We start from the raw sequence: 24,562 nt of genomic DNA, 5'->3' as shown, positions 1-24,562 counted from the left end.
TTACCCCATGCAGTGAGGTGCCATGTCCACCACTCTCCTCGACCCGCCCCCCACCGACGCCGGGCCCAAGCCGCTCACCGAGGGCAGTCAGTCGCCCGGCATCCTCATCGCGCTCTGGTCGTTCGTGGTCATCCCGTTCCTGGCGCTGATCGCGGCCGTTCCCGCCGCGTGGGGCGGCTGGCTCTCGTGGACGGACGTGGCGATCGGTTTCGTGTGGTACGTGGTGTCCGGCCTCGGCATCACGGTCGGCTTCCACCGCTACTTCACCCATGGCTCGTTCAAGGCCAAGCGCTGGCTGCGGGTGGCGCTCGCGGTCGCCGGCTCGCTCGCCGTCGAGGGCAACATCACGCAGTGGGTGGCGGATCACCGTCGGCACCACGCCTTCTCCGATCTGGACGGCGACCCCCACTCCCCCTGGCGCTTCGGCAGCAGCGTGTGGGGTCTGACCAAGGGGCTCTTCTACGCCCACCTGGGCTGGATGTTCCACCGCGAGCTCTCCAACCGCGAGCGGTTCGCGCCCGACCTCCTCGCCGACAAGGACATCCGCCGGGTGGACGGGCTCTTCCCCGTACTCGTGGCGGTCTCGCTGCTCGGCCCGGCGGCGATGGGCGGCCTCATCACCTGGTCCTGGCAGGGGGCGCTGAGCGCGTTCTTCTGGGCCGGGCTGGTCCGCATCGCGCTGCTGCACCACGTCACGTGGTCGATCAACTCGGTGTGCCACGTCTACGGCGAGCGCCCGTTCGAGGTGCGCCAGGGCGACAAGGCGGCGAACTTCTGGCCGCTGGCGATCCTGTCGTTCGGCGAGAGCTGGCACAACCTGCACCACGCGGACCCGACCTGCGCGCGGCACGGGGTGCTGCGGGGTCAGGTCGACATCTCGGCGCGGACGATCTGGCTGTTCGAGAAGGTCGGTGCGGCGTCCAACGTCCGCTGGCCGAAGCCGGAGCGGGTCGCCGCGAAGCTGGTAAAGCCGGCCGCGTCACAGTGACCCGGCCGCGTCGGGGGCCGTGCCGCGCGATGCGGGCTGGCAGGATGGCGCAGTGACAGACATCCCGAGCACGAACGGCGAAACGCCGCGGGGCCGGATCCCGGCCCCGCCCGCGCCGCCGCCGCCGCCCAAGCCCAGCTCTCGGGTGCGGATGTCCGCGGCGCAGCGCCGCGAGCAGCTGATCGTCATCGGCCGGCAACTCTTCGCCGAGCGCGGCTTCGACGCGACCTCCATCGAGGAGGTGGCGGCGCGGGCCAAGGTGTCCAAGCCGGTGATCTACGAGCACTTCGGCGGCAAGGAAGGCCTCTACGCCGTGGTGGTGGATCGCGAGGTACGGGCGCTGCTCGACCGGATCACCACGGCGCTGACGGCGGGGCATCCGCGGGAGCTGCTGGAGCAGGCGGCGCTGGCGTTGCTGGACTACATCGAAGAGGAGACCAACGGTTTCCGCGTGTTGGTCCGGGAGTCGCCGTTGATGTCCGCGGCCGGCAACTTCAGCAGCGTGATGAATGACGTCGCGCACCAGGTGGAGCACATCCTGGGCGCGGAGTTCAAGAGCCGGGGGTACGACCCGAAGCTCGCGGAGCTCTATTCGCAGGCGCTGGTGGGCATGGTGGCGTTGACGGGCCGCTGGTGGCTGGAGGTGCGCAAGCCGCGCAAGGAGACGGTGGCGGCGCACCTGGTCAACCTGTCGTGGAACGGGCTGTCGCATCTGGAGGCGAAGCCGACGTTGATCAGCCGGCGCGGCCGTGCGTGACGCCGGCGTGCGGCAGCCGTAGGTGTCCGTGCCGGAAGCCGTCCTCGGTGTCCGCGTCCTCGGGTGAGCCGACCTTGTCGTAGAGGCCGGCGGTGAGGAAGGTCAGGCCGAACACGAACGACACGATGACGTTGGTCATCGAGAAGTTCAGGAAGTTGGCGTGCTGCAGGAGCGCCAGCGACACGAAGCCGGTCGCGAGGGAGATCGCGCCGGCGGCGATGTTGACCAGGTGCTCCTGCCGGCCGCCGAGGATGTTGGCCGCGACGACCAGTCCGCCGAAGATTAGCGACAGGATCGCGGAGGCCATGTTCAGCCGGAGGCCCAGCGCCCAGGTGCTGTCGCGGGCGAAGAGCGGGTCACCCCAGGCCCGGGCGACCCCGAGGACCCCGGAGACGAAGACGTAGAAGCCGGCGAGGCCGGCGAGTGTCCGGTAGACGGGCCGCAGTGGATGGTTGACCGGGATGTGCGCCATCGCTCCTCCTCCGTGACGGCAACTCTTCACCGAGAATTGTCGCCTCCGGCGGAGAAGTGTGCCCGCCGAACGAAAATCGCTCGGCGGGCACCGCTCCCCCGGTCAGAGGATGAGGCGGCCGTCCTGCCAGGCGCGGTGCTCGTCGTCGCTGCCGACCTTGCCGTACATGCCGGCGGTCAGGAGCACCAGGCCGATGAGCATCGTCACCATGACGGTGATGATCGAGAAGCCGAGGAAGTTGGCGTCGGTGCGCAGCACGGCCAACTCGGCGAGTCCGAGCGCCATGAAGGCGTACCCGATGAGCTTGTTGAGCGCGGCGTCGAGGTTGCGGCCGATGCCGATCGCGACCAGGATCAGCGCACCGACGACGGCGGCGATGACCGAGTAGCCCCGGTTGGCGCCCTGCCCGAGGACGACGGCGCCGTTCTGGGCGAAGAAGTCGGCGTCGCTGTTCTGGATGAAGCCCAGCACTCCGAAGATCACGAGGTAGAGGCCGGTCAGCCCGCCGATGGCCCGGTAGATCGGACGCGCGGGGTGATTGACGGGGTTGTGCGCCATGGCTGTCCTTCTCCAACGCCGTGCGAGTGAGGGTCGCCGACGATTGTGACGTATGGGGCGCGGCGGGTGACCGGTGCCCCCGCGGGATCAGCTTTCCGTCACCTGCTCGGCGAGGGTGAGCCACTCCTCTTCGACCTGGGCGCGCTCGGCCTGCACTGCGCGCAACTGCGCGTCGAGTTCGGCGACCTTGCCGTAGTCCGTGGCATGGGTGGCGAGCTGTTCGTGCAGCGTCGCCTCCTTCTGATCCAGCTTGCCGACCTGCCGCTCCAGCCGGGACAGCTCCTTGCGGGCGGCCCGGACCTCGCCGGCGGAGAGGGTCGGCTCGCCCTCGGGCGGAGGGGGCAGCTGGGGTGCGGTGGCCCCACCGATGCGACCGCGCTCGCCCTGATCCACGGCTGCGCCCGCCGCACGGGCCAGGTATTCGTCGATCCCACCGGGCAGGTGCACCAGCCGACCGTCGCCGAACATGCCGTAGACCACGTCGCTGACCCGCTCGATCAGATAGCGGTCGTGGCTGGAGACGATGACCGTCCCGGGCCAGGAGTCCAGCAGGTCCTCGAGCGCGGCGAGGGTGTCGGTGTCGAGGTCGTTGGTGGGCTCGTCGAAGAGAAGGACGTTGGGCTCGGCGGCGAGCAGTCGCAGCATCTGCAGCCGGCGGCGCTCGCCCCCGGACAGATCGCTGACCGGCGTCCAGAGCCGCCGGTCGTCGAAGCCGAAGAGCTCGGCGAGCTGCGACGCCCCCAGCTCGCGGTCGCCGAAGACGACCCGGCGGGCCACGTCCTCGACGGCCTCGAGGACCCGCAGATGACCGGGGAGCTCCGCGAGTTCCTGGGAGAGGAAGGCGGGTCGCACGGTCGCGCCGACCGTCCGCCGCCCCTTGTCCGGGGAGGTGATCCCGGCCAGCAGCCGCAGCAGCGTCGTCTTGCCGGCGCCGTTCGCGCCGACGATGGCGATGCGGTCGCCGGGTCCGACCTGCCACGTCAGGTTGTCGAGAATCAGCTTGTCGCCGGCGTGCAGGGTGACGTCCTCGAGGTCGTACACCTGCTTGCCCAGCCGTGCGGTGGCGAGCCGCTGCAGCGACATGGTGTCGCGCGGCGGCGGGACGTCGGCGATGAGGGCGTTGGCCGCGTCGATGCGGAAGCGGGGCTTGGAGGTACGCGCGGGTGGGCCCCGGCGCAGCCAGGCGATCTCTTTGCGCAGCAGGTTCTGCCGGCGCGCCTCGGTCGACGCCGCCACCCGTTCCCGCTCGACGCGGGCGAGGGTCCAGGCGGCGAAGCCTCCCTCGTAGGCACGCACGGTCTGGTCGGCGACCTCCCACGTCGCGGTGCAGACGGCGTCGAGGAACCAGCGGTCGTGGGTGACGACCACGAGCGAACCGCGCCGACCGACGAGGTGGCGGGCGAGCCAGGCGACGCCCGCCACGTCGAGGTGGTTGGTGGGCTCGTCGAGGATGAGCAGGTCGGCCGCGCGAACCAGCAGCGCGGCGAGCGCGACGCGCCGCCGCTCACCGCCGGACATCGGGCCGACCGGCTGGTCGAGACCGAGGTACGGCATGCCGAGGCCGTCGAGAATGCCGCGTACGCCCGCGTCGCCGGCCCATTCGTGTTCGGCGCCGAACCCCTCGGCGAGCCAGGCGGTGCCGAGGACGACGTCGCGGACGGTCGACTCGGGCGCCAGCTCCAGGGTCTGCGGCAGCCACGCCACCCGGAGGTCACGGCGGTGGGTGACCCGGCCGGTGTCGGGCTGTTCGGCCTTGATCAGCAGGCGGAGAAGGGTGGATTTCCCGGCGCCGTTGAGCCCGACGACGCCGATCCGGTCGCTGTCGTCGAGCCCGAGGGACACGTCGGTGAGCAGCTGGCCGGCCGCGCCGTAGCCCTTGGACACCCGGTCCAGGTTGACAATGTTCGCCACAGGTTCAGATCATCCTCGCGCCGGGGACGGCGCCGTGCGCGGTGCGCGCGTCGCGGCACACCTCGGCGGCGGTGAGTTCGGCGGCGATCCGGTCGGCGTGCGCCGCGTCGGCAGCGAGGAACACGCAGGTCGGCCCGGATCCGGAGACGATGCCGGCGAGAGCGCCGGCCGCCTGGCCCGCCTTGAGTACGTCGACCAGAGCCGGCCGCAGGGCCATGGCGGCGGCCTGCAGGTCGTTGCCGAGCGCCGCGCCGAGCACGGCGGGGTCGCGCTGACGCAGCGCGGCGAGCAGATCGTCGGCGGCGGCGAGCGGCGCCGGCGCGGCGGACTCGGCGCGCAGCCGGTCGAGTTCGTGGTAGACGGCCGGGGTGGCGAGCCCGCTGTCGGCGATCGCGACGACCCAGTGCCACGTGGTCGGACGGGCCAGCACGGGGCTGACGTTCTCGCCGTGCCCGGTGCCGAGGGCGGTGCCGCCGAACAGGAGGAAGGGGACATCGGAGCCGATAGGCGCGGCGATCGCGGCGAGTTCCTCGCGGGTCAGGCCGGTGCCCCAGAGCGCGTCGCAGGCCACGAGGGCGGCGGCGGCGTCGGCGCTGCCGCCGGCCAGACCGCCGGCGAGCGGGATCTGCTTGCGCAGGTGCAGCCGGGCGTGCGCGGGCATCCGGGTGTGCGCGGCGAGCGCCCGGGCGGCGCGGATGACCAGATTGGACTCGTCGAGGGCGAGTTGACCGGCCCCCTCGCCCTCCATGGTCAGGGTGAGCGTGTCACCGCGGCGCGCGGTGAGCTCATCGTAGATGGAGATCGCGTGGTAGACGGTGTTGAGCTCGTGAAAGCCGTCGGGGCGGAGCGGACCGACGCCGAGATGCAGATTGATCTTGGCAGGGACGCGCACCTTCACCGACCCCGTCGCTCCCCGCCGCGAACGGTCGTCATCCTCGTCCGGCCGCCACGCTTCGGTCACGGGGTGATGTCCCGGATCGGCAGCCGGCGCTCGCACGGCTCGGCCAGCACGAGCTCGTCGGCGGTGTCGTTGGCCCGACGCCGACGCAGGTCCGGACCGGACCACGCCTGCCGTGAGGGCGAAACGGCCTCCGCGCTCATCCTGTCCACCTCCCCGCACTCGTCGTCGAACACGCGGTCAGCCTACTCGGCGCCCGGCGTGGCCACCGGAGCCGCCGCGGCGATCGCGGCGAACTGCTCGACGGTGAGCGCCTCGCCGCGGGCGCCGGGGTCGACTCCCGCGGCGGTGAGCGCGGCGGCCGCCCGGTCCGCGCCGCCGGCCCACCCGGCCAGCGCCGCCCGCAGCGTCTTGCGTCGCTGCGCGAACGCGGCGTCGATGACGGCGAAGACCCGTGTGCGCGGCACGTCGTCGCGGGGCGGCTCGCGCCGGGTGAAGGCGACCAGGCCGGAGTCGACGTTCGGCACCGGCCAGAAGACGTTCGGCGGCACTTTGCCGGCGCCGCGGGAGGCGGCGTACCAGGCGAGCTTCACCGACGGAACGCCGTAGATCTTCGAGCCGGGACCGGCGACGAGCCGGTCGGCCACCTCCTTCTGCACCATCACCAGGCCCTGCCGCAGGGTGGGCAACTCGGCGAGAAGATGCAGCACGACCGGCACCGCCACGTTGTAGGGCAGGTTCGCCACGAGCGCGGTGGGCGGCGGATCGCCCAACTGCCCCGCCGTGATCCGCAGCGCGTCGGCGTGATGCACGGTGAGCCGGTCGGCGGCCGGGTGGGCCGCGACGGTCTGCGGCAGGGCCGCGGCAAGCGCCGCGTCGATCTCGACCGCGTGGACATGCCGGGCCGCGGGGAGCAGCCCGAGCGTCAGCGAGCCGAGCCCCGGACCCACCTCGAGCACCACGTCGTCGGGGACGAGACCGGCGGCGGCGACGATGCGGCGCACCGTGTTGGGGTCGTGGACGAAGTTCTGGCCCAGCCGCTTGGTGGGCGCGACGCCGAGCCGGGTCGCCAGTTCCCGGATCTCCGCCGGGCCGAGGAGATCGGTCACGGACACAGAGCGTACGGGGGCCGCCGGCGGGGGCTCCCGCGGCTCACCATGGCCCGAAGACCCGTTCGCCGTTGTCCGAGATCGCCGCGCACAACTCGGCCACCCCGGTGCCGGTCGTCTCCGCGAGCGCCCGCACGGTCAGCGGGATCAGGTACGACGCGTTCGGCCGCCCACGGTACGGCGTCGGCGTCAGGTAGGGCGCGTCGGTCTCGACCAGGATCAGCTCCGGCGGCGTGACCCGGGCGGCCTCCCGCAGCGCTGCGGCGCTGCCGAAGGTCACCGTGCCGGCGAAGCTCAGCAGATAGCCACGGCCGACGCACTCGGTGGCGAACTCGGCGTCGCCGGAGAAGCAGTGCAGCACCACCGTCTCGGGGGCGCCCTCGTCGTCGAGGATCCGCAGCACCTCGGCGTGGGCGTCCCGATCATGGATGATCAGCGGCTTGCCGTACCGCTTCGCGATCGCGATGTGCGCCCGGAAGCTGGCCTCCTGCGCCGCGCGCCCGTCCTCGCCGGTACGGAAGAAGTCCATGCCGGTCTCGCCGATGCCCCGGACCCGCTCCTGCGCGGCGAGCGCCTCGATGCTCCGCAACGCCTCGTCCAGGTCGCTGAGTCGGGGCGCCTCGTTGGGGTGCAGCGCGACGGTGGCGACCACCGCCCCGTTTCGCGCGGCGAGCTCCGCCCCCCACTGCGACGAGGGCAGGTCGACGCCGACCTGCACCAACCGGTTGACCCCGACGTCGGCGGCCATCGCGATCATCCGCGCGACCGGATCGTCGGCGGAGGCGCCGCCGGGGGCGCCGCCGGGCACGCCCGCCTCGGAGACGGTGATGTCCAGATGGGTGTGGCTGTCGATCACCGGCAGGGGAAGCGCCTCGGGTGCCGGCGGGAACTCCCCGGCGCGCCGGGCGGCCCGCTCGCGGCGGGCCTCGGTTGACTCAGTCATCGCCGCCAGCATCACATATCCGTCCCGACCCGGTCAGACGAGCTCCCCGGGGGCGATGCGGGCGAGCGCGACGCGCGCCAGCCGCTGCCAGCTCTCGTCCCGGATCACGCCGAGATCGCCGTTGCACTGCGGCACCCGACGCTCGCTGAACGCCATCGGCCGCAGTACGGGCAGCACGTCGGCGGCGGGTTGCCCGATCCTGGCGAGCGCCTCGATGGCCCGGATTCCGGGCTCGTCCGGTCCGGCCGCCGCGGTGAGCGCGGCGCATACCCGGCCGGTGTTTCCGGTGACCGCCAGCAGGGCCCGCGCCGCCGCGACCCGGGTGCGGGGGTCGACCGCGTCGTCGAGCAGCAGGGCCAGGTCGGCAGCGAGCGGCGCGGCGGCCGGGCCGAGCTGTTCCGCGGCGTCGGCGGCCAGGTAGGGGCCGAAATCGGGCTGGTTCAGCAGCGCTCTCAGGACCCGCAGCGCCGGGTCGCGGTCGCCGGTTATCCGGCACAGCGCCACCGCGGCCGAGGCCCGTACGGCGAGCAGTTCGTGCTGGAGGAGCCCGCGCAGATACGGCGTCCCCGGCTCGGCGCGTCGGCCGAGCACGCCGAGGACGCCGGGGAGCCCGCCGGGCCAGGCCGACCATGCGGCGTCGCGGGTCAGGGCGAGCAGCGGGTCGGCGAGCGGGGCCGCGCGATCGCCCCACGCCTCGACGCCGGAGATCACGGCGATGAGGCGGGCATGGTCGCGCCCGGCGGTGAGCGCCCATTCGACGTCGGGGAGGAGTTCGTGCGCGTACCGGGTCATGCTGGCCAGCGACTCGGCCAACCAGGGCGTCTGCTCGGGGCCGGTGAGCGCCTGACGGAGGGCGGCCAGGCAGCGCGGATCGCCGAGGCGAGCCAGCCCGTAGCGGGCGCTGGCGGGGGTGGCGGGCCAGGCGTCGACCCGGTCGGTGGGGCGCGGGTCGTCGAGCAGCGTGACGAGCAGGTCACTGACCAGCGCGGTGGCGTGTCCGGCGAGCGCGAGGGTCTGCACGGCGTGCTGCCGGACCCGCGCCGACGGGTCGGTGGCGAGATCGGCGAGCACGGTGACGACCGGGGCGGTCGCGCCCCGCCATCGGCGCATGACGTCCTTGCCGGCGCAGACCGCTTCGTGGCGACGGTCGGGGTCGGCGGCGCGGACGCCGGCGTCGACGAGTTCGACCGCGTACCGGGAGTCGTCGGGGAACGCGGAGCGCAGGAAGACGTCCGGCGCGCACTCCGCCCAGACGAAGTCGTCGTCCAGTCCGGCCGGTAGCTGGCGGGCGGCCGCGCACAGCGCCGGCCGGGTCCGCTCGGCGTCCATTCCCAGCCAGGCCTCGCCGACCGCCGCCGCGGTGCGCACGAGCGGCGCCTCCGGGTCGGAGAGCCGGGCGTCGAGCCATGCCCACAGCCTTGTCCCGTCGCCGCCGGCCATTGGGGGTCCGTCGCGGTGCAGGGCCGCGACCGCGAGGACCATGCTGGCGTGCGGGACGGGGTCGCGCTCCCCGTCGGCGGCCCGGATCAGCGCGGGGATGCTCGCCGCGGCGTGTTCGGGGAGCCCGGCCAGGAGCCGGGCCGCACCGGTGCGCGTCGCCGCGTCGCCGGCGATCAGGAGGCGCAGCAGGCTCTGCTGGTGCTCGCCGAGCAGCCCCCGGACGACCGGCAGAAGGGGGTCGACCCGCGGGGGTGGGCCGACGTAGCCCCAGTCCGTCTCGGCCTGCAGGTCGCGACCGCCGGGCGGCGGCACGAGTCGGGCCAGCATCTGCAGGACCGGTACGGGCCAGCGGGTCAGGTCCCCCTCGACCATCTCGATCAGCAGCGGTACGGCCGGTTGCACGGCGGGCCGCAGGATCCCGTCGCCTCCGCCGAGCTCGTAGCCGAGCTGGTGGAGCGCTTCCCGTGCCTCGTCCTCGCCGGCCGACCCGACCTGCCGGATCAGCTCGGGGATGTCGGCGGCGATGTCGGTGGCGGACTCGTGCCGCCAGGGGTCCTCACGCGTCAGCTCCACTGCTCACATTCTCCTCGGCCGGGCGCCCCGCCGTGCCGGCTTCGTGACGCTGCGCCGAAATTGAATGACCGCGTGCGCAGATGCGTAACCAACTGTTCACCGACAGGAACGCATAGACGGCTATCGTCGACCGGATGACCGCCACATCCCAGGAGCCCGGCGTCGCCGAGGCCCCGGCCGGGCTGCACGTGACATACGACGGGGCGGTCTACCCGGCGGAGGAGATCGCACGCGGCGCGGCGTACGAGTTGTTCAGCGCCGGGGCGGTACCCGGCTTCCAGCGCAACCGGGTCGGTGCGCGGACGCCGTGGCACCGGTTCGTGCATGTCACCGACGTGACCGCGGTGCACGGCATCCCGCCGTCGTCGTCCTCCCCGGAGGTGCCGGACACGCCGCTGATGGTGCCGCTCAACCGGGTGCAGGGTTGGGACGCGGTGCATCAGCTCAGCCAGACCCCGGCCTACGCCGGCCATCCGACCCTGATCGGGATCCGGCACACGGCGACGATCCGGCGCGGCACCCGCATGGTGAAGGTTCTCTCCGCCCGGCAACTCGGGGGCTACCTGCGCGGCTGGTTGCCGCACGGGTTCTGCTACCGCGAGTACGACGTGGCCCACCTGCGGCTGCCGACCGATCTGGCGCTGTTGCGCACCGATCCGGACGCGGCCCGCGACGGTCTGGATGTGGCCTACGCCCTGCGGTGGCGGGCGACCGATCCGGCCGACTATGAGATCCCGATCGGCGACGAGCACCGCGGGCTGGTCACGATGCCGCCCCACGACCGGGTCGGCGCGCCGGTGCTCGGCACCGGATTCACCCCCAGCGACCGCCACATCATTCCCGAGTTCGTCACCCGCGATGTCGGTGATCTTCCGCTGCCGGCCAACGCGGCGCTGCTGGCGTACACGCCGGACGGGGCCGAGGTGGTGCTCTACACCTATCAACCGGAGCAGCGGGGCTGGCTACGCATGGTCGGGCCGCGGTGGCGGCATCTGCTGGTCGGGGTGCCCGACATCGCCCCGGACCAGGAATACGTCCCGACGGGCGAGGCGAAGCGCTCCTCCCACCTCGTGGGGACGTACGGCGGTCAGGAACACGAGGCGGTCGCCGACCTGCCGGGCGAGTTCCGGGTGCTCGCGATGACCAGGGCCGCCCGCTATCCGGTCTCCGCGCCCCGGCGGCGGACCCGCTACGCGACCTGGCGCGGCGCACCCTGCGTGGTACTGCGCGAGGAGTCGGGCTGGGCCCGGCTGCGACTCTGCCGCCCCGGGCCGGACAGCGTGGCGGCGCTGGGCGCGCAGTGCTACGAGCGCGGGGTCTACGAGGCGTGGGCGCCGGTCGGTGAGCTGGTCGACGACCGCGGCGTCGACCTCGCCTACCCGGAATGACGCGCGCCGTCGCCACCCGGGCAGGGTGGCGACGGCGCGGCGGTCGCGGAGCGCGGCAGGTCAGCCGCCGAGGCGGGCCAGTTCCTCGTCGACGATCGACGGGTCGAGCTTGCGGAAGATCGGCTTCGGCGTGGCGAGCTCCCGCCCGGCCTCGATCGGCACCGACTCCCACCGCGCGCCGACGGTGTAGTCGCCGGTGAGCACGGGGTAGGCGGGGCCGCCGTCGAGGTCCTCGACCTCCACGATCGAGGGCATCGGGGCGTGCACGCCGGTGCCGCCGAGGAGCTCGTGCACCTTCTGCGCCGAGTGCGGCAGGAAGGGCGTGAGCAGGATGTTGGCGTCACTCACGGCCTGGAGCGCGACGTGCAGGATGGTCCCCATCCGGGCCTTGTCGTCCTCGCCCTTGAGCTTCCACGGCGCCTGGTCGGACAGGTATTTGTTGGCCTCGGAAACGACCCGCATCGCCTCACCGATCGCCGCCTTCTGGCGGTGCTTCCCGATGAGTTCGCCGACGGTCGCGAACCCGGCGCGGGTGGTCGCCAGCAGCGCCTCGTCGGCCTCGGTCAGCCCGGCCGGATCGATCGGCGGGATCGCGCCGAAGTTCTTGGCCGCCATCGAGATGGAGCGGTTGACCAGGTTGCCCCACCCGGCGACGAGTTCGTCGTTGTTGCGACGCAGGAACTCGGCCCAGGTGAAGTCCGTGTCGTTGCTCTCCGGACCGGCCGCCGCGATGAAGTAGCGCAGCGCGTCGGCGTCGTAGCGGGCCAGGAAGTCGCGGACGTAGATGACGACGCGGCGCGAGGAGGAGAACTTCCGCCCCTCCATGGTCAGGTATTCGCTGGAGACCACCTCGGTCGGCAGTTCGAGCCGGCCGAGCCGCCCCGGCTCACCGCCGGCGGCACCCTCGCCGTCGTAGCCGAGCAGGATCGCCGGCCAGATCACCGAGTGGAAGACGATGTTGTCCTTGCCCATGAAGTGGTACGTGCGGGAGTCCGGGTTCTGCCACCACTGCCGCCACGCGTCGGGATCGCCGGAACGGCGCGCCCACTCGATGGACGCGGACAGATAGCCGATCACCGCGTCGAACCAGACGTAGATCCGCTTGTCCGAGCGGTCCCGCCACCCCTCCAGCGGTACGGGGACCCCCCATTCGAGGTCCCGCGTGATCGCGCGCGGCTGCAGGTCGTCGATCAGGTTCTTCGAGAAGCGCAGGACGTTCGGGCGCCACCCTTCCCGGGTGTCCAACCACTTGTTGAGCGCCTCGGCGAACGCGGGCAGGTCGAGGAAGAAGTGCTCGGTCTCCACGAACTCGGGGGTCTCCCCGTTGATCTTGCTTCGCGGGTTGATGAGCTGTTCCGGGTCGAGCTGATTGCCGCAGTTGTCGCACTGGTCGCCGCGCGCGCCGTCATAGCCGCAGATCGGGCAGGTGCCCTCGATGTAGCGGTCGGGCAGGGTGCGGCCGGTCGACGGCGAGATCGCGCCGAGCGTCGTCTTGGCGAGGATGTACCCGTTGCGGTGCAGCGTCTCGAACATCTCCTGCACGACGGCGTAGTGGTTGCCGGTGGTGGTGCGGGTGAACAGGTCGTAGGAGAGCCCCAGCCCGTGCAGGTCCTCCACGATCACCCGGTTGTACCGGTCGACCAGCTCACGCGGGGTGACCCCCTCGCTGTCCGCCTGCACCTGGATCGGCGTGCCGTGCTCGTCCGTGCCGGAGACCATGAGCACGTCGTGGCCCGCCATCCGCATGTACCGGCTGAACACGTCGGAGGGGACGCCGAAGCCGGAGACGTGGCCGATGTGGCGCGGGCCGTTGGCGTACGGCCAGGCGACCGCCGCGAGAACGTGACTCATGGGGACCAAGCCTAATGACCGTCACCGGCAGTACGCGAACCGATAGCCGTCGAGCGCGATCAGCGCCCGGACAAACCACGGCTAGGGACACTTCACCCGATTTGTCGCCCGACACGCACCCGACCTGCGCGGCGATCCGTGGCGGCCGTTGTCCAATGAGGGTTGTGAGCGGCGAATCAGGTGACCTGCAGCGACCCGACGGCAACCGGGGCTTTCCGGCCCGTCCGGCGGGCGGCCCGGCGCGCCGCGCCCACGCCATCGGCGCGACCAGTCCGTGGACGGCCGGATCCGACGCGGCGTGGTGGCGGGAGGACTCGGCCACCACCGCTGGCACGTCCGCACCGCCGTGGCGCGCCGAGCCCGCCGTCCCACCGGTGCCGGTCGCCAGCCTGACCCCGGCCACTCCGGGCCCGCTCGATGCGCCGAAGCCCGTCGTTACGGAGACCCCGACCGACGAGATTCCGGCAGTCACCGCGATCACGGACGAGATTCCGGCCGTCACCGCCGGGACCACCGACGAACTGCCGAACGTCACGGACACCGACGAGTTGCCCGCCGTGACGAATGGGAGCAGCGGACCCGGCGGGTCGACGCCGGGACGCGCCCGGCAGACGTACGAAGCCGGGCACCGCGCCGACCGCGCGCGGGTGAGCGCCCTTTCACCGGCCCAGCCGCCGCAGCCCGCGCCCGCCCATTCGGCGCAGTCCGAGGAAGCCGCGGGCGCCGCGGCGAAGACCGCCGACGCGGAGCAGCCGGGAGCCCCGATGAAGGCTGCCCGCCGCCACCGGGCCTCCGGGTCGGATTCGCGCGCGACGGCGACTTCGGCGACGACCACGACGGATGCACCCGCCGGACCGGCCGAGGCGGAGCCGGAGACATCGACGGAAGAGGCGGCGGCGTTCTGGCTCCCCGTGGAGGAGGTCGCCCACGGCGGCAACGCCTGGACGCAGCACATGCGCGGCGGTCGCGCGCCGGGTCGCGGCCCGTTGGGCAACAACCGGGTGACCCGCCCCGGCAAGCCACGCAAGCAGCCCCGCAGCCCGGCCGTCGGGCTCGTCTCACTGGTGCTGCTCTCGCTGGTGGCGGCCTTTTTCGCCTGGGTGAGCGTCGAGCCGCTGTGGCTCGCCGTCGGCCACGGCAAGGCGGGCAGCGCCACGGTCACCCGATGCACCGGCGACGGCGTGCAGCAGCGCTGCGTGGGGACGTTCACCGCGGCGAGCGGCGGCTTCACCACCGAACGCGTGCCGCTGCTCGGGGTGGAGAACCGGCAGCGCGCCGAGGGCACGCAGGTCGCGGCACGGATGATCGACGCCGACGCCCGCAACGCGTACGTGGGCTCCGGCGCCGACGGCCTCCATCTGCGGTGGGCGCTCGGGCTGAGCCTCGTCCTGCTCTGCGGGTTGTGCCTCGTGTGGGGGACGGGCGCCCTCCGGTTGCCGGATCCGCGATCGCGACGGTTGTCCACCATCGCGGCCCTGGCCGCCCCGATGCTGGTCGCGGTCGGCTTCTTCGCGGCGGCCTTCTAGGCGGAGGTCGCCGGCCCTCACCGCGGCTCGGCGTGCACCACCTCGTAGACCTCGCGGCGGCGCAGGCCGTACTCGCCCGCCACGGCCGCGATGGCGTCCCGTCGCGACGTGCCCGCGGCCTCGCGCTCGGCCACCTCCGCACGCAACTCGTCGTCGCCGGGGCGCACGGCCGCGACGGCGGGCGCGCCGCCGACGACCAGGGTGATCTCGCCGCGCGGATCGCCGGCCGCCGCCCACGCCGCCAACTCACCGAGGGGGCGGCGCAGCACCTCCTCGTACGTCTTGGTCAGCTCCCGGCACAGCGCCGCCGGCCGGTCCGCGCCGAACGTGGCCGCGAGGTCGGCGAGCGCGCCGACAACCCGGTGCGGCGACTCGAAGAGGACCAGCGTGCGCTCTTCGGTGGCGAGCTGGCGGAGCCGTGACCGCCGGGCGCCGCCGGAGCGGGGCAGGAAGCCCTCGAAGCAGAATCGGTCGCACGGTAGCCCGGAGAGGGCGAGCGCGGTGGTCACGGCGCTCGGGCCGGGAGCGGCGGTGATCGACGCGCCGGCATCGATGGTCGCGCGTACGAGGCGGTATCCCGGGTCGGAGACGCTGGGCATGCCGCCGTCGGTCACCAGCGCGACGACGGCGCCGCCGAGGATGGCGTCGACCAGCTCGGGGGTACGTCGTTCCTCGTTCCCCTCGAAGTAGGAGACCACCCGCGCGGTGATCGTCACGTCGAGGTCGCGGGCCAGTCGGGCGAGTCGCCGGGTGTCCTCGGCGGCGATCACGTCCGCGGCGGCGAGGATTTCGCGCAGCCGGGCCGAGGCGTCGCCCGGGTTGCCGAGCGGCGCGCCAACCAGGATTAACCGCCCATTATCCGACTTTTCTTCCACAGCCCCTACCTTCTCATCGACACCCGTGCCGGCACCCGCTGCGCGTAGGACCCCGTTCGGCGTCTCCGCAGCCTACGATCGCTGGGTGATCCCGGCGGCGACAGCGGAGACAGCGAGCGTGATGACCCCGGAGACCGACCGGGACCGCCCCGGCGACCCCGCGGCGTCCTCCCCCGGCACCCTCAGGCGCGATGGCATTCCCGCCATCATCCGCCGGCGGTTGGCGCCCTTCGACACCCGCCTGGAACCCTTCTCCTGGCTCGCCACCGGGGTCGTCGTGCTGATCGCGGCGATCCTGCGCCTGGTCGGCCTGAACCACCCCAAGGGCAAGATCTTCGACGAGACCTACTACGCCACGGACGCGCACAACCTGCTGATGCGCGGCGTGGAATGGGACGAGAAGAACAACACAGCGGCGTACGTGGTGCACCCGCCACTCGGCAAGTGGGCGATCGCGCTCGGCGAGTGGGCCTTCGGCTACAACGAACTCGGCTGGCGCATCTCGGCCGCGGTCGCCGGCACCCTCTCCGTCCTGATCCTCATCCGGGTCGCCCGTCGGATGTTCCAGTCCACCGCGCTCGGCTGCGCCGCCGGTCTGCTGATGGCGCTCGACGGCTTCCACATGGTGCTCTCCCGCTCGGCCCTGCTCGACATCTTCGTGCTGCTCTTCGTGCTGGCCGCGTTCGCGGCGCTGCTGTGCGACCGCGACGCGACGCGGCGGCGCTGGTTGCGGGTGGTGGAGGCCGGCCTGGACCCGGACGACCGCAGGCGGGCGGCGCGACGGGTCCCCCGCGGCGTGCCGTGGTGGCGGCTGCTCGCCGCCGTTCTACTCGGCTGCGGGGTGGGCGTGAAGTGGAGCGTCCTCTACTTCGTGCCGGTCTTCGTGCTGCTGATCGTGCTCTGGGAGGTCGGCGCCCGCCGCTCCGTCGGCGTCCGGCATCCCTGGTTGGACGCGCTGCTCGACGAGATCGGCTGGATCGCCCTCGTCGGGGTGCTGATCGTCCTCACCTACCTCGCCACGTGGTCGGGCTGGTTCCTCAGCGACAACGGCTTCTACCGGAACTGGCGGGCCGACTCCGGCTTCTCCGACCCACCGGTGATCGGGGCGCTGCAGAACCTCTGGCACTACCACCAGGCCGCTTTCGAATTCCACACCGGGCTGCAGACCAGGCACACCTATCAGTCGTGGCCGTGGCAGTGGCTGCTACTGGGCCGCCCGGTCGCCTTCTACTGGTCCAACGAGGGGGCCTGCGGCGCGTCCAGCTGCGCGGCGGAGATCCTGCTGCTCGGCACGCCGGTGCTCTGGTGGTCGTTCCTGCCGGCACTGGCCGTCCTCGCGTGGCTGGGCATCGCCCGGCGTGACTGGCGGGCCAACGCGATCCTGCTCTGGGTGGCGGCCGGCCTGCTGCCCTGGTTCTACTACGCCTTCGACGGCCGCACGATGTTCGCGTTCTACGCCGCCCCGGCCGAGCCGTTCCTGATCCTCGCGGTGATCTACGTGCTCGGTGCGATCATGGCGCCGGCCGGGGCTGCGGGGGCGTCCGGGGAGGCGCCGGGGACCGGCACGATCCGGGACCGCCGGATGATCGGTGGGATCGTGGCCGGCACCTACGTGCTGCTGGTCGCCCTCTGCTTCGCCTACTTCCACCCGATCTACGTCGGCCAGGTGATGACCTACGCCGACTGGTCGGCGCGGATGTGGCTCGGCGGTCGCTGGATCTGAGTGGGTCTCAAGCCCTCCGGCCGTCCATCGTGGACGCGCGTGGCGGGCCGGGGCGAGACGGTACGACAGAGCGCGCCCCGATCGCCTGCCACGGGGGAAGCGGGCGATAGGGGCGCGCACAGATGAGCTTAACTACCCCGCATCACCAGCACAACGGGTCACGTCGCACGAGATTTCCGTCTGCGAGCATGGGCTAGCAGAACGGGCAGACCACCAGCAATAACGCGGATGGGCGTCACCCGCTCAGGGAAATTCCGGGGTACGACGCGGGCCTCTGGGGGGTCGGCAGTATCACGGTGCGCAACCGGCGAACGCCCTGGAGTTGCTGAGCGGGCGTGACTATCTGTTTCTACTACCGTCGCCTGTTATTAACAGTTTGCTATCTACCGGTGTCTCCCAGCTCTGTCTATATCTATGCAAGGCAACTCGCCTTCCGATGTGGATGGAGTCACCATGACCCGCACCCTCCGCTGGGCCGCAACCGTGCTGGCCGGCACCACCCTCGCCGTCGCCGGGCTGGCCGCCCCGGCACAGGCCGCCACCGTGACGACGTCGCTGCGCACGGCGGTGAGCAACCTGCCGGTCGCCACCGAGGTACGCACCGGCTACAACCGAGACCTGTTCCCGCACTGGGTCGACGCCGACGGCGACGGGTGCAACGCCCGCAACGAGGTGCTGATCGCCGAGGCGACGACCGCCCCCTCCGTCGGATCGGGGTGCTCACTGAGCGGCGGTCGCTGGTACTCCTACTACGACGCGGCCTACTGGACCGTCACCTCCGACCTCGACATCGACCACATGGTCCCGCTCGCCGAGGCCTGGGACTCCGGGGCGCGCAGCTGGACCACCTCCCGCCGGCAGTCCTACGCCAACGACCTCGGCGACAGCCGCCCGCTCGTCGCGGTCACCGACAACGTCAACCAGGCGAAGAGCGACCAGGACCCGGCGACCTGGCTCCCGACGTACGAGAAGTGCCGCTACATCGGCGAGTGGGTGGCCGTGAAGACCCGCTGGCGGCTCAGCGTCGACACCGCCGAGAAGAACACCCTGACCAGCTACGCCAACTCGTGCCCGAGCGTCAACATCACCGTGACGCACGCGTACTGATCTTCATGTCATGCCGTCGGCGGGGTCGGGTCGTCCCGGCTCACGCCGGCGGTGACCCGTCGACGGCCCGACGGGAGCACTCCGCCGCCGCGACGCAGGACCAACTCACCGCCGCACGTTTCGCAAGGCTGTGGAACCGAGTGGCCCGCCGTACGCGACAGCGCCGGCGGGCGTTGCATCAACGGCGGGCGTTGCATCAACGGCGGGCGCCCTTCCGGCTCGCAAGCGGGCCCGCCACCATCACCGCGGCTACTCGCGGCTCTCGGTGTGCCGCCAATGGCTGCCCGCCTTGGCCAGCCCACGGCTTGTCATATACCCGATGGTGAGCAGTGTGATGAACCACCAGGCCTTGTCCGCCCGGAACGGGTCCACCCCGTTGTCCATTACCCCGACCAGCTGCGACGCGACAATTACCGCGCCGACGGCGATGAGGTACACGTAGAACTCGGTGCTCTTGAGCGCGGGCTTCGTCTCGTCCGCCTGGGCGACACCCGCGCGCCGTCCGGCGTTGACGTCCGCCATCTGCGCGCGGGCGGCTGGATTTGCCGTCGTCATGTCTCCTCCTCCGGTCTTCGCGTGCCCAGCCTGTCCCTATTGCGGTACCCGACCCCCGTGACCGCTAACGAAAACCACGGCCGCATCGGGGCCGTTGCCGAAGAGCACGAGAACGCCACGAACGTCCGCCACGGTGGCGGTTTCCGCGCCGGTCACGGGCACGTCCCCCGCCCACGCCGCGGCACGTGGTAACGGGCTGCGGGGCATGGGCATCAGCAGAAGGGGCATCCGGGCGCCGTAGGACGGGTGTGTCATTCGGCTTCCTGGAGGAGAACCATGCGGATCAGCAGCCGGGACCCCGGCCAGATCGTCCCGCTCGTCACCGACGCCCGATGACACCCCATGCCAGCGGCACAGGACGAGGAACGCGCGGGACACGACCGGTCGACGCGGCTCGCGCGCCGCCTGGCCCGGCCGATGAGCCTGCTGGGGCTGCTGTTCCTGCTGGTGGTCCTGGCTCAACCGCTCGCGGACAACCGTCCGCTGTCGCTGACGTTGACCATCGCCAGCTGGCTGCTGTGGGCCGTTTTCATCGGTGAGTTCATTCTGCGGATGTGGGCCGCGCCCGACCGGCGACGCTTCCTCCGCCGTAACTGGTGGCAGATCATCCTGCTCGTCGTACCGTTCCTGCAATTCATCCGGATACTGCAGGTCTTCCGCGTCGGTGCGGTCGGACGGGGAATCACCTCCTCCGTCGTGGGCGGTTCGAACTCGGCCGCCAGCGTGCTGTCCGGACGCATCGCCCGGCTGACCGTCTTGACCCTTCTGGTGTTCCTGGCCGCAAGCCATCTCCTGTACGCGACCGGGGCCTACACCTCTTACGCCGACGCGCTACATGACACCGCATTCACCACGATCAGCCAGGAACCCCTCGATTCCACCGCGCCGCTGAGCCAGGTGCTCGAAATCGTTCTCGCCGCGTACTCGGTGATCGTCTTCGCCACGTTGGCCGGCAGCATCGGCGCGTTCTTCCTGAGCGGGCGCAAGTCCGACGACACGGGCGGCGGCAGGTGATGTCGTGGTGCGCCGATAGAATCACGATGATCACCAATCGGCGGAAAGGCGCGGACCGATGGCCGGTGCATCGAGAAGAAGTCTGCTCACGGTGCTGGCGACCGCCGCGGTCGGCGGGCCGTACCTCGGCGCGGCGGGTCTGATGCCGGCGGCCGCCGCGGCGGACAGGTACCCGTCCAACACCGCGCTCTACGCGGATCCGAACCTCGTCGAGGGGACCGACTACGCGCGCCGGTGCCGGCGGCACGGCACGGTCGACGACGACCTGGTCCAGAACGTGCCCTTCCCGCAGACGGCGGTCATCGCCCCGCACGGCGGCGGCATCGAGGTCGGCACGTCCGAGCTGTGCCTCGCCATCGCCGGCTACCACCCGGCGACGCTGGCCGTCACCCCCGCCAACGGACGCGTGTACGACTACTGGATGTTCGAAGGGCTCCGCGCGTCGAACAACGGCGAGCTTCACGTCACCTCGATCCACTGCGACGACCCGTACGCCCGTTCGCTCTGCGCCGGGGCGTGGCACGGCCTCGCCCTGCACGGCTGCACGACGAGTCAGGTGGATCTGCCCGACGGCACCGAGATGGTGCTGGTCGGCGGGCTGGACAACACGCTGAAGAGCTACCTGCTCCAGGAGTACGCGGCCGCGGGAGTTCCCGCGATCGACGCCGTCGACCACGATTCGCTCAATGGCAACGACCCGCGGAACATCGTCAACCGGACGTTGCTGGGCACGGGCGCGCAGCTGGAGATGACGACGCCGATGCGGCTCGCGATGTTCGGCACCAATACTGGAGCACAGCGCAAGAACACCACGCTTGCGGCGTTCTGGACCTTCGTCGCCGCCACCCGGGCGGCCATCGCACGCCACGAAGCCAGGTAGTTCAAGGGCACAAGGATCATGTCGAGGAACACCCAGACCCGCTGGAGGCCTCGCCCTGACCTCTTCGGGCGGCCGATCTGTCTGGTCCCGGTGCCGATCACGCCCCTCCCCGCGGTTCGTCACGGAGGCGTCCGGCTTGGTTACGCGCTCGTTGCTGCACTTCGCTGCTGTACTGCCAGTGACGCTAGGTCTGGTCCTGCGCATCGCCCGGCGGTTGTTGAGTCTGTTTCTGTGCCGCGCGAAGGCTCTCGAGCCGTGCCTGCGCCCGCTTGACGGCGGCCCGGGAACGGTCCAGGAAGGCATTGCTCCGTTCCAGTCGAGCCACCTCACGGGCAAACGTCTGCTCAATGCGGTCCGCCGGGTCAGCGGGTTCTCCGTTGCCGGCCCGGTCACGCTTGTCAAGCACACCCTCACGGGCCGTGGCGTTGAACTCGCGTCCATTGGCCATGACGTCACGCTCGTTCGCGGTGCGCTCGCGTTCGTCGGCGGCCAACTCGCGCTCGGCTATCACGCGTTCACGCTCGTCCAAGCGATCGCGTCGGTCCGTCAGGCTGCGTTCAAGATGCGCGAGTCTCGTCTGCCGCGCGTCGAGCAGCCTCTCGCGCGAATCGAGATCACGCTTTCGAACATCGAGATGATGGTCGCGCGCGTTCCATTGATCATCTGGAAACACGCCTGATGATAAGCGTACGCACGCCGACCCGCCTGCGGGTCCAGCCCCTTAGATGGCCAGCGACACCCGCACGATCTTTTTGCAGTCCCGTTCGCGGACCAGGTACGGACCACAACGCGTGCGACCAAGGTCCTGAACCTACGGAGTGCCGGCAGAACGGTCGGGAGTGGTCGAACCGGTGCAGCGTGCCGCCCTTCGGCTGGCCGCACCGGCCGCGGCCGGTGCGGTTGCTGTACTCGTTGCTGTATCCGCCACGGTTCAGGCCAGCTTGGCCGTGCGTGGCGAAACAGCCCGGCCGACGATCAGCGCCAACGCACCGTCAAGCTGCACCAGCAGGCCGAGGTTCGCCAGTTCCTGGAAGCCGCCCGCGCTGACCATGATGCGCTCTACGGCGCGTACGTGCTGATTCTCGACCTCGGTCTGCGCCGGGGCGAGGTGCTGGGTCTGCGCTGGGAGGACGTCGACCTGGACGGCGGGGAGCTGGCGGTGGCCTTCCAGCTCCAACGGGTCCGCCGGCAGCTCCTGCACCGGGACCAACACCGAGTCGTCTGACGGAACGCTGCCGCTGCCCGACATCTGCGCGGCAGCCCTACGAGCCCGCCGCGAGGAACAGGACACACGCCGCAACGAAGCCGGGAAGGACTGGCACGAGACGGGACTCGTCTTCACCACCCGGCCCGGCACCCCGATCGAGCCGAGGTTTCACCGTGAAAAGGCCTTCTCCCCGTCTTCCCCGCTGACGGCTCCCGCGAGTTGTACGCGGCAGACCGCATTCGCGTCGGCCGCTGACCGTCAGCCCGCGGCCCGCGACCCCCGCCGGGGGAGCCGGGTACGGGTTGTCCACGGGTGTCGCGCAGCGTCAGGAGACGGTGGTACGCGCAGGGTTGCCCTGCTTCGCCGACTACTGGTCGCGTCCCTCGCTCAGGTGTTCGCTGCCTCCTCGCTGGGCAGTCACGCGACGGCACCTTCTGACTCGGCACCTGCGGTCACTAATGGTTGTCATCATCGCCATACATCCTCAGACGGCTTGGCAACGGGCTGACCATGCTTGCGTGTCGCCGATTCGTCCTACCGCCAGTGCCGTCTGGTCCTATAGCCGCAACGCGGTCATTACCGTCGCCGGGTGGTTGCTCGTCATGGCCGGTGTGATCATGATGGTGGCACCCGGGCCCGGCCTGGTGGTCATCGCCGCCGGTTTCGCGCTGCTGGCCCGGAAGTACGTGTGGGCCCGGAACGCCCTGAACAAGGCCAAGGCAGACATGGCCGCAGCCAAGAAGAAAGAGAGGGGTCGCGCCGCTCGGTGGTTCGCTGGGGCCATTGCAACCCTGCAGCTCATCCTCGGCGACCTCTACTCCCTACAGCTGTCGTGGTACTTCAAACGAGGCACGCCCGACGAAGACAACACCGCGCCCTATCCGTTCGCCGCAGGCGACTGGACCCATCCTGTCGCGTTCCTCGGCGGCATCGCCTGGTACATGATCGCTTTCACCGTTCCCCTGGCGTTCCTCTTTGCCGTGGCCGGCATCGTAATCCTCACCCGACAACGCACTCACTTGTCCGCCGTTCATACCTGGGTACTCGCCACCGGCACCGTGATCTGCGCGATCATCCTCGCAGTAGGGTTGACGCCGTTCGGCCGTGACGTGTGGGCGTGGTGGCTCGACTGAGCTGACCGGCTCGAAGGTTCACACTGGGAGCCAATGGCAGCCTCGACCCCTCGCTTGTAAGTTTCTGCGCACCTCGTCCAGGACAGTACGCTGCGGGCGTGCGGGAGATCTCCGTACACACCACCCGACGGACCTGGGCCTCCCTGCTGGTGGCGCTCGACGTCCACCCCCGGGTCGACATGCAGATCCTGCGACACACCCAGATCGCGCTCACCATGAACGTCTACGGCGAGGCGCCGTCCAAAGCCACCCGGACCGCGCTCAAGCGCCTCGGCAAACAACTCGGACGTGAGCTTCACTGCTGTACCAGATTGAAAAAGGCCGTCTCCCACTGCGGGAAACGGCCTTTGACCTGGGGTGGAGCTGAGGGGATTCGAACCCCTGACCCCCTCGATGCGAACGAGGTGCGCTACCGGACTGCGCCACAGCCCCCCACCGGACGTCAGTCCGGTTGGGTAGCTCGCCTCCAACGTTCCCGGCGGCGAGCCGGCGCCTAGGTTAACAGGTCCGCAGGCACGACCGCGAATCCAGCCCCGGCGTGCCGCGTTTCGGCCCGGTGCCACGTCGTGCCGATCAAGGAGTTCGTCGTCGATCAAGGACATGTTCACACGATCGGAGATCGAACCATGTGAAAACGCCCTTGATCGACGGGTGAGTGCCGGGGGCGGAGCGGGACGGGTGAGTGCCGCGGGGTGGAGCGGGACGGGTGAGTGCCGGGGGCGGAGCGGCGGGGCAGGGGCTAGGCGGAGTGGGCGGAGCCGGGGCGGCCCGCCTCGTACGCGCGACCGCGCAGGCCACCGGAACGGCGGTAGGAGACGGAACCGGCCACGCCGCCGCCCGCCGCCGCAGCGGGCAGGTCGCGAGGTCGGTCCAGCCCCATCGCGGCGCGCCGCACGGCCTCGCGCTGGACCGCCAGCCGCCGCTGCGCCTCGCGGCGGGCCGCCGCCCGGCGGGCCTGCTCCCGGCGTACCTCCGCCTGCCGGGCCGCCAGCCACGCCGCCTCCCGCGCCTCCTCGCGCCGACGGCGTCGCCCGAGGATCGCCCGGTTACGCAGGTGGACCATGTAGATGGCGAGGAGCGTCGCAGTGACCGAGAAGCTGATCCAGAAGCCGGAGCTGACCACGACCACGCCGACCAGTTCGACGACGTTGAGCAGCAGCAGGGCGGCGAAGACGCGACGTCGGCGGTAGACGGCGGGAGTGTGGTGCCGGGCGGGCGGGCGACGCCGGGACCGTCCCCCGTTGCGGGGAACGGAGCGCAGCCACGCCGTGCGGCGGCCGGAGCCCGGTGGGCCGGAGACCGGGGCGGAAGCCGGCGTGCCGGAGACGGGCGTCGCGGACGGCACCCCGGCGCGGAGTGTGACGACGAGGCGCGGCGGGTTGACGGGACGCCGGCCCGGGACAGTACGACGCCGCCGGCGGCGCTGCAATACCCGCGCCGTCGACTGCGCCCGCTCCGCGACCAGGCGCTCGGTCGCGTCGTACCGGCGAACCAGTGCCGGTGCAAGGGCGAGCAACCCGGCGGCGGCGAGGACGGCGAGGAGCACCGAGGTCGGCACCCTCACCCCTCCCGTCACCTGCAAGAGGCAACCGGCCGGCCCGCCCGCTCCCTGGTCAGGGATTTCCGGAGGAACAATGGGCTGTTGGTTGCCGTA

Annotated in this window: 23 protein-coding genes and 1 tRNA gene; 11 read left to right on the top strand and 13 right to left on the bottom strand. The window is 71.4% G+C overall.

The genetic code is table 11. The features are described 5' to 3' along the window. Nucleotides 1–22: 22 nt before the first annotated feature. Both AB0J06_RS08820 and AB0J06_RS08815 read left to right on the top strand, forming a co-directional pair. Complete coding sequence (locus AB0J06_RS08820; RefSeq protein WP_357426211.1) at nucleotides 23–988, top strand: acyl-CoA desaturase; 966 nt, start codon at nucleotides 23–25, stop codon at nucleotides 986–988. A gap of 151 nt (nucleotides 989–1,139) precedes the next feature. Continuing rightward, the gene (locus tag AB0J06_RS08815) at nucleotides 1,140–1,745 is read left to right on the top strand and encodes a TetR/AcrR family transcriptional regulator (protein ID WP_357426267.1); all 606 of its coding nucleotides are present in this window, start codon (nucleotides 1,140–1,142) and stop codon (nucleotides 1,743–1,745) included. Here AB0J06_RS08815 and AB0J06_RS08810 read toward each other — a convergent pair. The 8 genes from AB0J06_RS08810 to AB0J06_RS08775 form a co-directional block, all read right to left on the bottom strand. Beyond that, nucleotides 1,723–2,217: a DUF4383 domain-containing protein gene (locus AB0J06_RS08810; RefSeq protein ID WP_357426209.1), complete on the bottom strand. Its 495-nt coding sequence runs from the start codon at nucleotides 2,215–2,217 to the stop codon at nucleotides 1,723–1,725. The genes AB0J06_RS08815 and AB0J06_RS08810 overlap by 23 nt on opposite strands. Before the next feature lie 102 nt (nucleotides 2,218–2,319). After that, nucleotides 2,320–2,775, bottom strand: coding sequence for a DUF4383 domain-containing protein (locus AB0J06_RS08805; RefSeq protein WP_357426207.1), 456 nt, complete (start codon nucleotides 2,773–2,775; stop codon nucleotides 2,320–2,322). 87 nt (nucleotides 2,776–2,862) lie between these two features. Beyond that, nucleotides 2,863–4,686: an ABC-F family ATP-binding cassette domain-containing protein gene (locus AB0J06_RS08800; RefSeq protein WP_357426205.1), complete on the bottom strand. Its 1,824-nt coding sequence runs from the start codon at nucleotides 4,684–4,686 to the stop codon at nucleotides 2,863–2,865. Between the two features lie 4 nt (nucleotides 4,687–4,690). After that, entirely contained in the window at nucleotides 4,691–5,647 is a 957-nt protein-coding gene (locus AB0J06_RS08795) for a 4-(cytidine 5'-diphospho)-2-C-methyl-D-erythritol kinase (RefSeq protein WP_357426203.1), read from the bottom strand. Beyond that, nucleotides 5,644–5,820, bottom strand: coding sequence for a hypothetical protein (locus tag AB0J06_RS08790; protein WP_357426201.1), 177 nt, complete (start codon nucleotides 5,818–5,820; stop codon nucleotides 5,644–5,646). Before AB0J06_RS08790 ends, AB0J06_RS08795 begins: the two co-directional genes overlap by 4 nt. Nucleotides 5,821–5,829: 9 nt before the next feature. Continuing rightward, entirely contained in the window at nucleotides 5,830–6,693 is an 864-nt protein-coding gene (rsmA, locus tag AB0J06_RS08785) for a 16S rRNA (adenine(1518)-N(6)/adenine(1519)-N(6))-dimethyltransferase RsmA (RefSeq protein WP_357426199.1), read from the bottom strand. Nucleotides 6,694–6,736: 43 nt separating this feature from the next. After that, a complete protein-coding gene (locus AB0J06_RS08780; protein ID WP_357426197.1) occupies nucleotides 6,737–7,648 on the bottom strand; it encodes a TatD family hydrolase in 912 nt (303 codons plus the stop codon). A gap of 21 nt (nucleotides 7,649–7,669) precedes the next feature. After that, a complete protein-coding gene (locus tag AB0J06_RS08775; protein ID WP_357426195.1) occupies nucleotides 7,670–9,649 on the bottom strand; it encodes a hypothetical protein in 1,980 nt (659 codons plus the stop codon). A 134-nt stretch (nucleotides 9,650–9,783) separates the two neighbouring features. On the opposite strand from AB0J06_RS08775, the gene AB0J06_RS08770 reads away from it, so the two are divergent. Next, nucleotides 9,784–11,037 (top strand): hypothetical protein, encoded by a 1,254-nt coding sequence (locus AB0J06_RS08770; protein WP_357426193.1) that lies wholly within the window; start codon nucleotides 9,784–9,786, stop codon nucleotides 11,035–11,037. A 60-nt stretch (nucleotides 11,038–11,097) separates the two neighbouring features. Here the strand turns inward: AB0J06_RS08770 and metG are convergent, their stop codons facing one another. Further along, the gene (gene metG / locus AB0J06_RS08765) at nucleotides 11,098–12,888 is read right to left on the bottom strand and encodes a methionine--tRNA ligase (protein WP_357426191.1); all 1,791 of its coding nucleotides are present in this window, start codon (nucleotides 12,886–12,888) and stop codon (nucleotides 11,098–11,100) included. Nucleotides 12,889–13,052: 164 nt separating this feature from the next. Here metG and AB0J06_RS08760 point away from each other — a divergent pair, with 164 nt between their 5' ends. Then, complete coding sequence (locus AB0J06_RS08760) at nucleotides 13,053–14,414, top strand: hypothetical protein (RefSeq protein WP_357426189.1); 1,362 nt, start codon at nucleotides 13,053–13,055, stop codon at nucleotides 14,412–14,414. 17 nt (nucleotides 14,415–14,431) lie between these two features. Here AB0J06_RS08760 and rsmI read toward each other — a convergent pair whose 3' ends face one another. Next, nucleotides 14,432–15,289, bottom strand: coding sequence for a 16S rRNA (cytidine(1402)-2'-O)-methyltransferase (gene rsmI, locus AB0J06_RS08755; RefSeq protein WP_357426187.1), 858 nt, complete (start codon nucleotides 15,287–15,289; stop codon nucleotides 14,432–14,434). Nucleotides 15,290–15,410: 121 nt separating this feature from the next. On the opposite strand from rsmI, the gene AB0J06_RS08750 reads away from it, so the two are divergent. Beyond that, complete coding sequence (locus tag AB0J06_RS08750; protein WP_357426265.1) at nucleotides 15,411–17,012, top strand: phospholipid carrier-dependent glycosyltransferase; 1,602 nt, start codon at nucleotides 15,411–15,413, stop codon at nucleotides 17,010–17,012. Nucleotides 17,013–17,465: 453 nt separating this feature from the next. Beyond that, a complete protein-coding gene (locus tag AB0J06_RS08745; protein ID WP_357426185.1) occupies nucleotides 17,466–18,119 on the top strand; it encodes an HNH endonuclease family protein in 654 nt (217 codons plus the stop codon). 249 nt (nucleotides 18,120–18,368) lie between these two features. Here the strand turns inward: AB0J06_RS08745 and AB0J06_RS08740 are convergent, their stop codons facing one another. Further along, nucleotides 18,369–18,674 carry a hypothetical protein gene (locus AB0J06_RS08740; RefSeq protein WP_357426183.1) on the bottom strand — a complete coding sequence of 102 codons (306 nt, stop codon included), beginning with the start codon at nucleotides 18,672–18,674 and terminating at the stop codon, nucleotides 18,369–18,371. Between the two features lie 417 nt (nucleotides 18,675–19,091). On the opposite strand from AB0J06_RS08740, the gene AB0J06_RS08735 reads away from it, so the two are divergent. From AB0J06_RS08735 to AB0J06_RS08715, 5 genes are all read left to right on the top strand, one after another. Next, nucleotides 19,092–19,688, top strand: coding sequence for a hypothetical protein (locus AB0J06_RS08735; protein ID WP_357426181.1), 597 nt, complete (start codon nucleotides 19,092–19,094; stop codon nucleotides 19,686–19,688). Nucleotides 19,689–19,746: 58 nt separating this feature from the next. Then, a complete protein-coding gene (locus tag AB0J06_RS08730; protein ID WP_357426179.1) occupies nucleotides 19,747–20,568 on the top strand; it encodes a poly-gamma-glutamate hydrolase family protein in 822 nt (273 codons plus the stop codon). A gap of 178 nt (nucleotides 20,569–20,746) precedes the next feature. Further along, entirely contained in the window at nucleotides 20,747–21,247 is a 501-nt protein-coding gene (locus AB0J06_RS08725) for a hypothetical protein (RefSeq protein ID WP_357426177.1), read from the top strand. 393 nt (nucleotides 21,248–21,640) lie between these two features. Next, a complete protein-coding gene (locus tag AB0J06_RS08720; RefSeq protein ID WP_357426175.1) occupies nucleotides 21,641–21,793 on the top strand; it encodes a hypothetical protein in 153 nt (50 codons plus the stop codon). A gap of 500 nt (nucleotides 21,794–22,293) precedes the next feature. Beyond that, nucleotides 22,294–22,908, top strand: a complete 615-nt coding sequence (locus AB0J06_RS08715; protein ID WP_357426173.1) for a PGPGW domain-containing protein — start codon at nucleotides 22,294–22,296, stop codon at nucleotides 22,906–22,908. A gap of 358 nt (nucleotides 22,909–23,266) precedes the next feature. Here AB0J06_RS08715 and AB0J06_RS08710 read toward each other — a convergent pair. Both AB0J06_RS08710 and AB0J06_RS08705 read right to left on the bottom strand, forming a co-directional pair. Then, nucleotides 23,267–23,340: transfer RNA gene (locus AB0J06_RS08710), tRNA-Ala, on the bottom strand. Nucleotides 23,341–23,647: 307 nt separating this feature from the next. Then, on the bottom strand, nucleotides 23,648–24,472 hold the full coding sequence (locus tag AB0J06_RS08705; RefSeq protein ID WP_357426171.1) for a hypothetical protein: 825 nt from the start codon (nucleotides 24,470–24,472) through the stop codon (nucleotides 23,648–23,650). Nucleotides 24,473–24,562 lie beyond the last annotated feature (90 nt).

The organism is Micromonospora sp. NPDC049679, from assembly GCF_040659735.1.
Classification (GTDB): Bacteria; Actinomycetota; Actinomycetes; order Mycobacteriales; family Micromonosporaceae; genus Micromonospora_I.
Note: the sequence above shows the minus strand (reverse complement) of the source record. Positions and strands in the feature narration are given on the sequence as shown.

Coding starts and splice junctions, on each gene's coding strand:
- AB0J06_RS08805 (WP_357426207.1), bottom strand. CDS start 2,775: ATGGCGCACAACCCCGTCAATCACCCCGCGCGTCCGATCTACCGGGCC.
- AB0J06_RS08730 (WP_357426179.1), top strand. CDS start 19,747: ATGGCCGGTGCATCGAGAAGAAGTCTGCTCACGGTGCTGGCGACCGCC.
- AB0J06_RS08820 (WP_357426211.1), top strand. CDS start 23: ATGTCCACCACTCTCCTCGACCCGCCCCCCACCGACGCCGGGCCCAAG.
- AB0J06_RS08780 (WP_357426197.1), bottom strand. CDS start 7,648: ATGCTGGCGGCGATGACTGAGTCAACCGAGGCCCGCCGCGAGCGGGCC.
- AB0J06_RS08735 (WP_357426181.1), top strand. CDS start 19,092: ATGAGCCTGCTGGGGCTGCTGTTCCTGCTGGTGGTCCTGGCTCAACCG.
- AB0J06_RS08815 (WP_357426267.1), top strand. CDS start 1,140: ATGTCCGCGGCGCAGCGCCGCGAGCAGCTGATCGTCATCGGCCGGCAA.
- AB0J06_RS08750 (WP_357426265.1), top strand. CDS start 15,411: ATGACCCCGGAGACCGACCGGGACCGCCCCGGCGACCCCGCGGCGTCC.
- AB0J06_RS08810 (WP_357426209.1), bottom strand. CDS start 2,217: ATGGCGCACATCCCGGTCAACCATCCACTGCGGCCCGTCTACCGGACA.
- AB0J06_RS08745 (WP_357426185.1), top strand. CDS start 17,466: ATGACCCGCACCCTCCGCTGGGCCGCAACCGTGCTGGCCGGCACCACC.
- AB0J06_RS08740 (WP_357426183.1), bottom strand. CDS start 18,674: ATGACGACGGCAAATCCAGCCGCCCGCGCGCAGATGGCGGACGTCAAC.
- AB0J06_RS08770 (WP_357426193.1), top strand. CDS start 9,784: ATGACCGCCACATCCCAGGAGCCCGGCGTCGCCGAGGCCCCGGCCGGG.
- metG (WP_357426191.1), bottom strand. CDS start 12,888: ATGAGTCACGTTCTCGCGGCGGTCGCCTGGCCGTACGCCAACGGCCCG.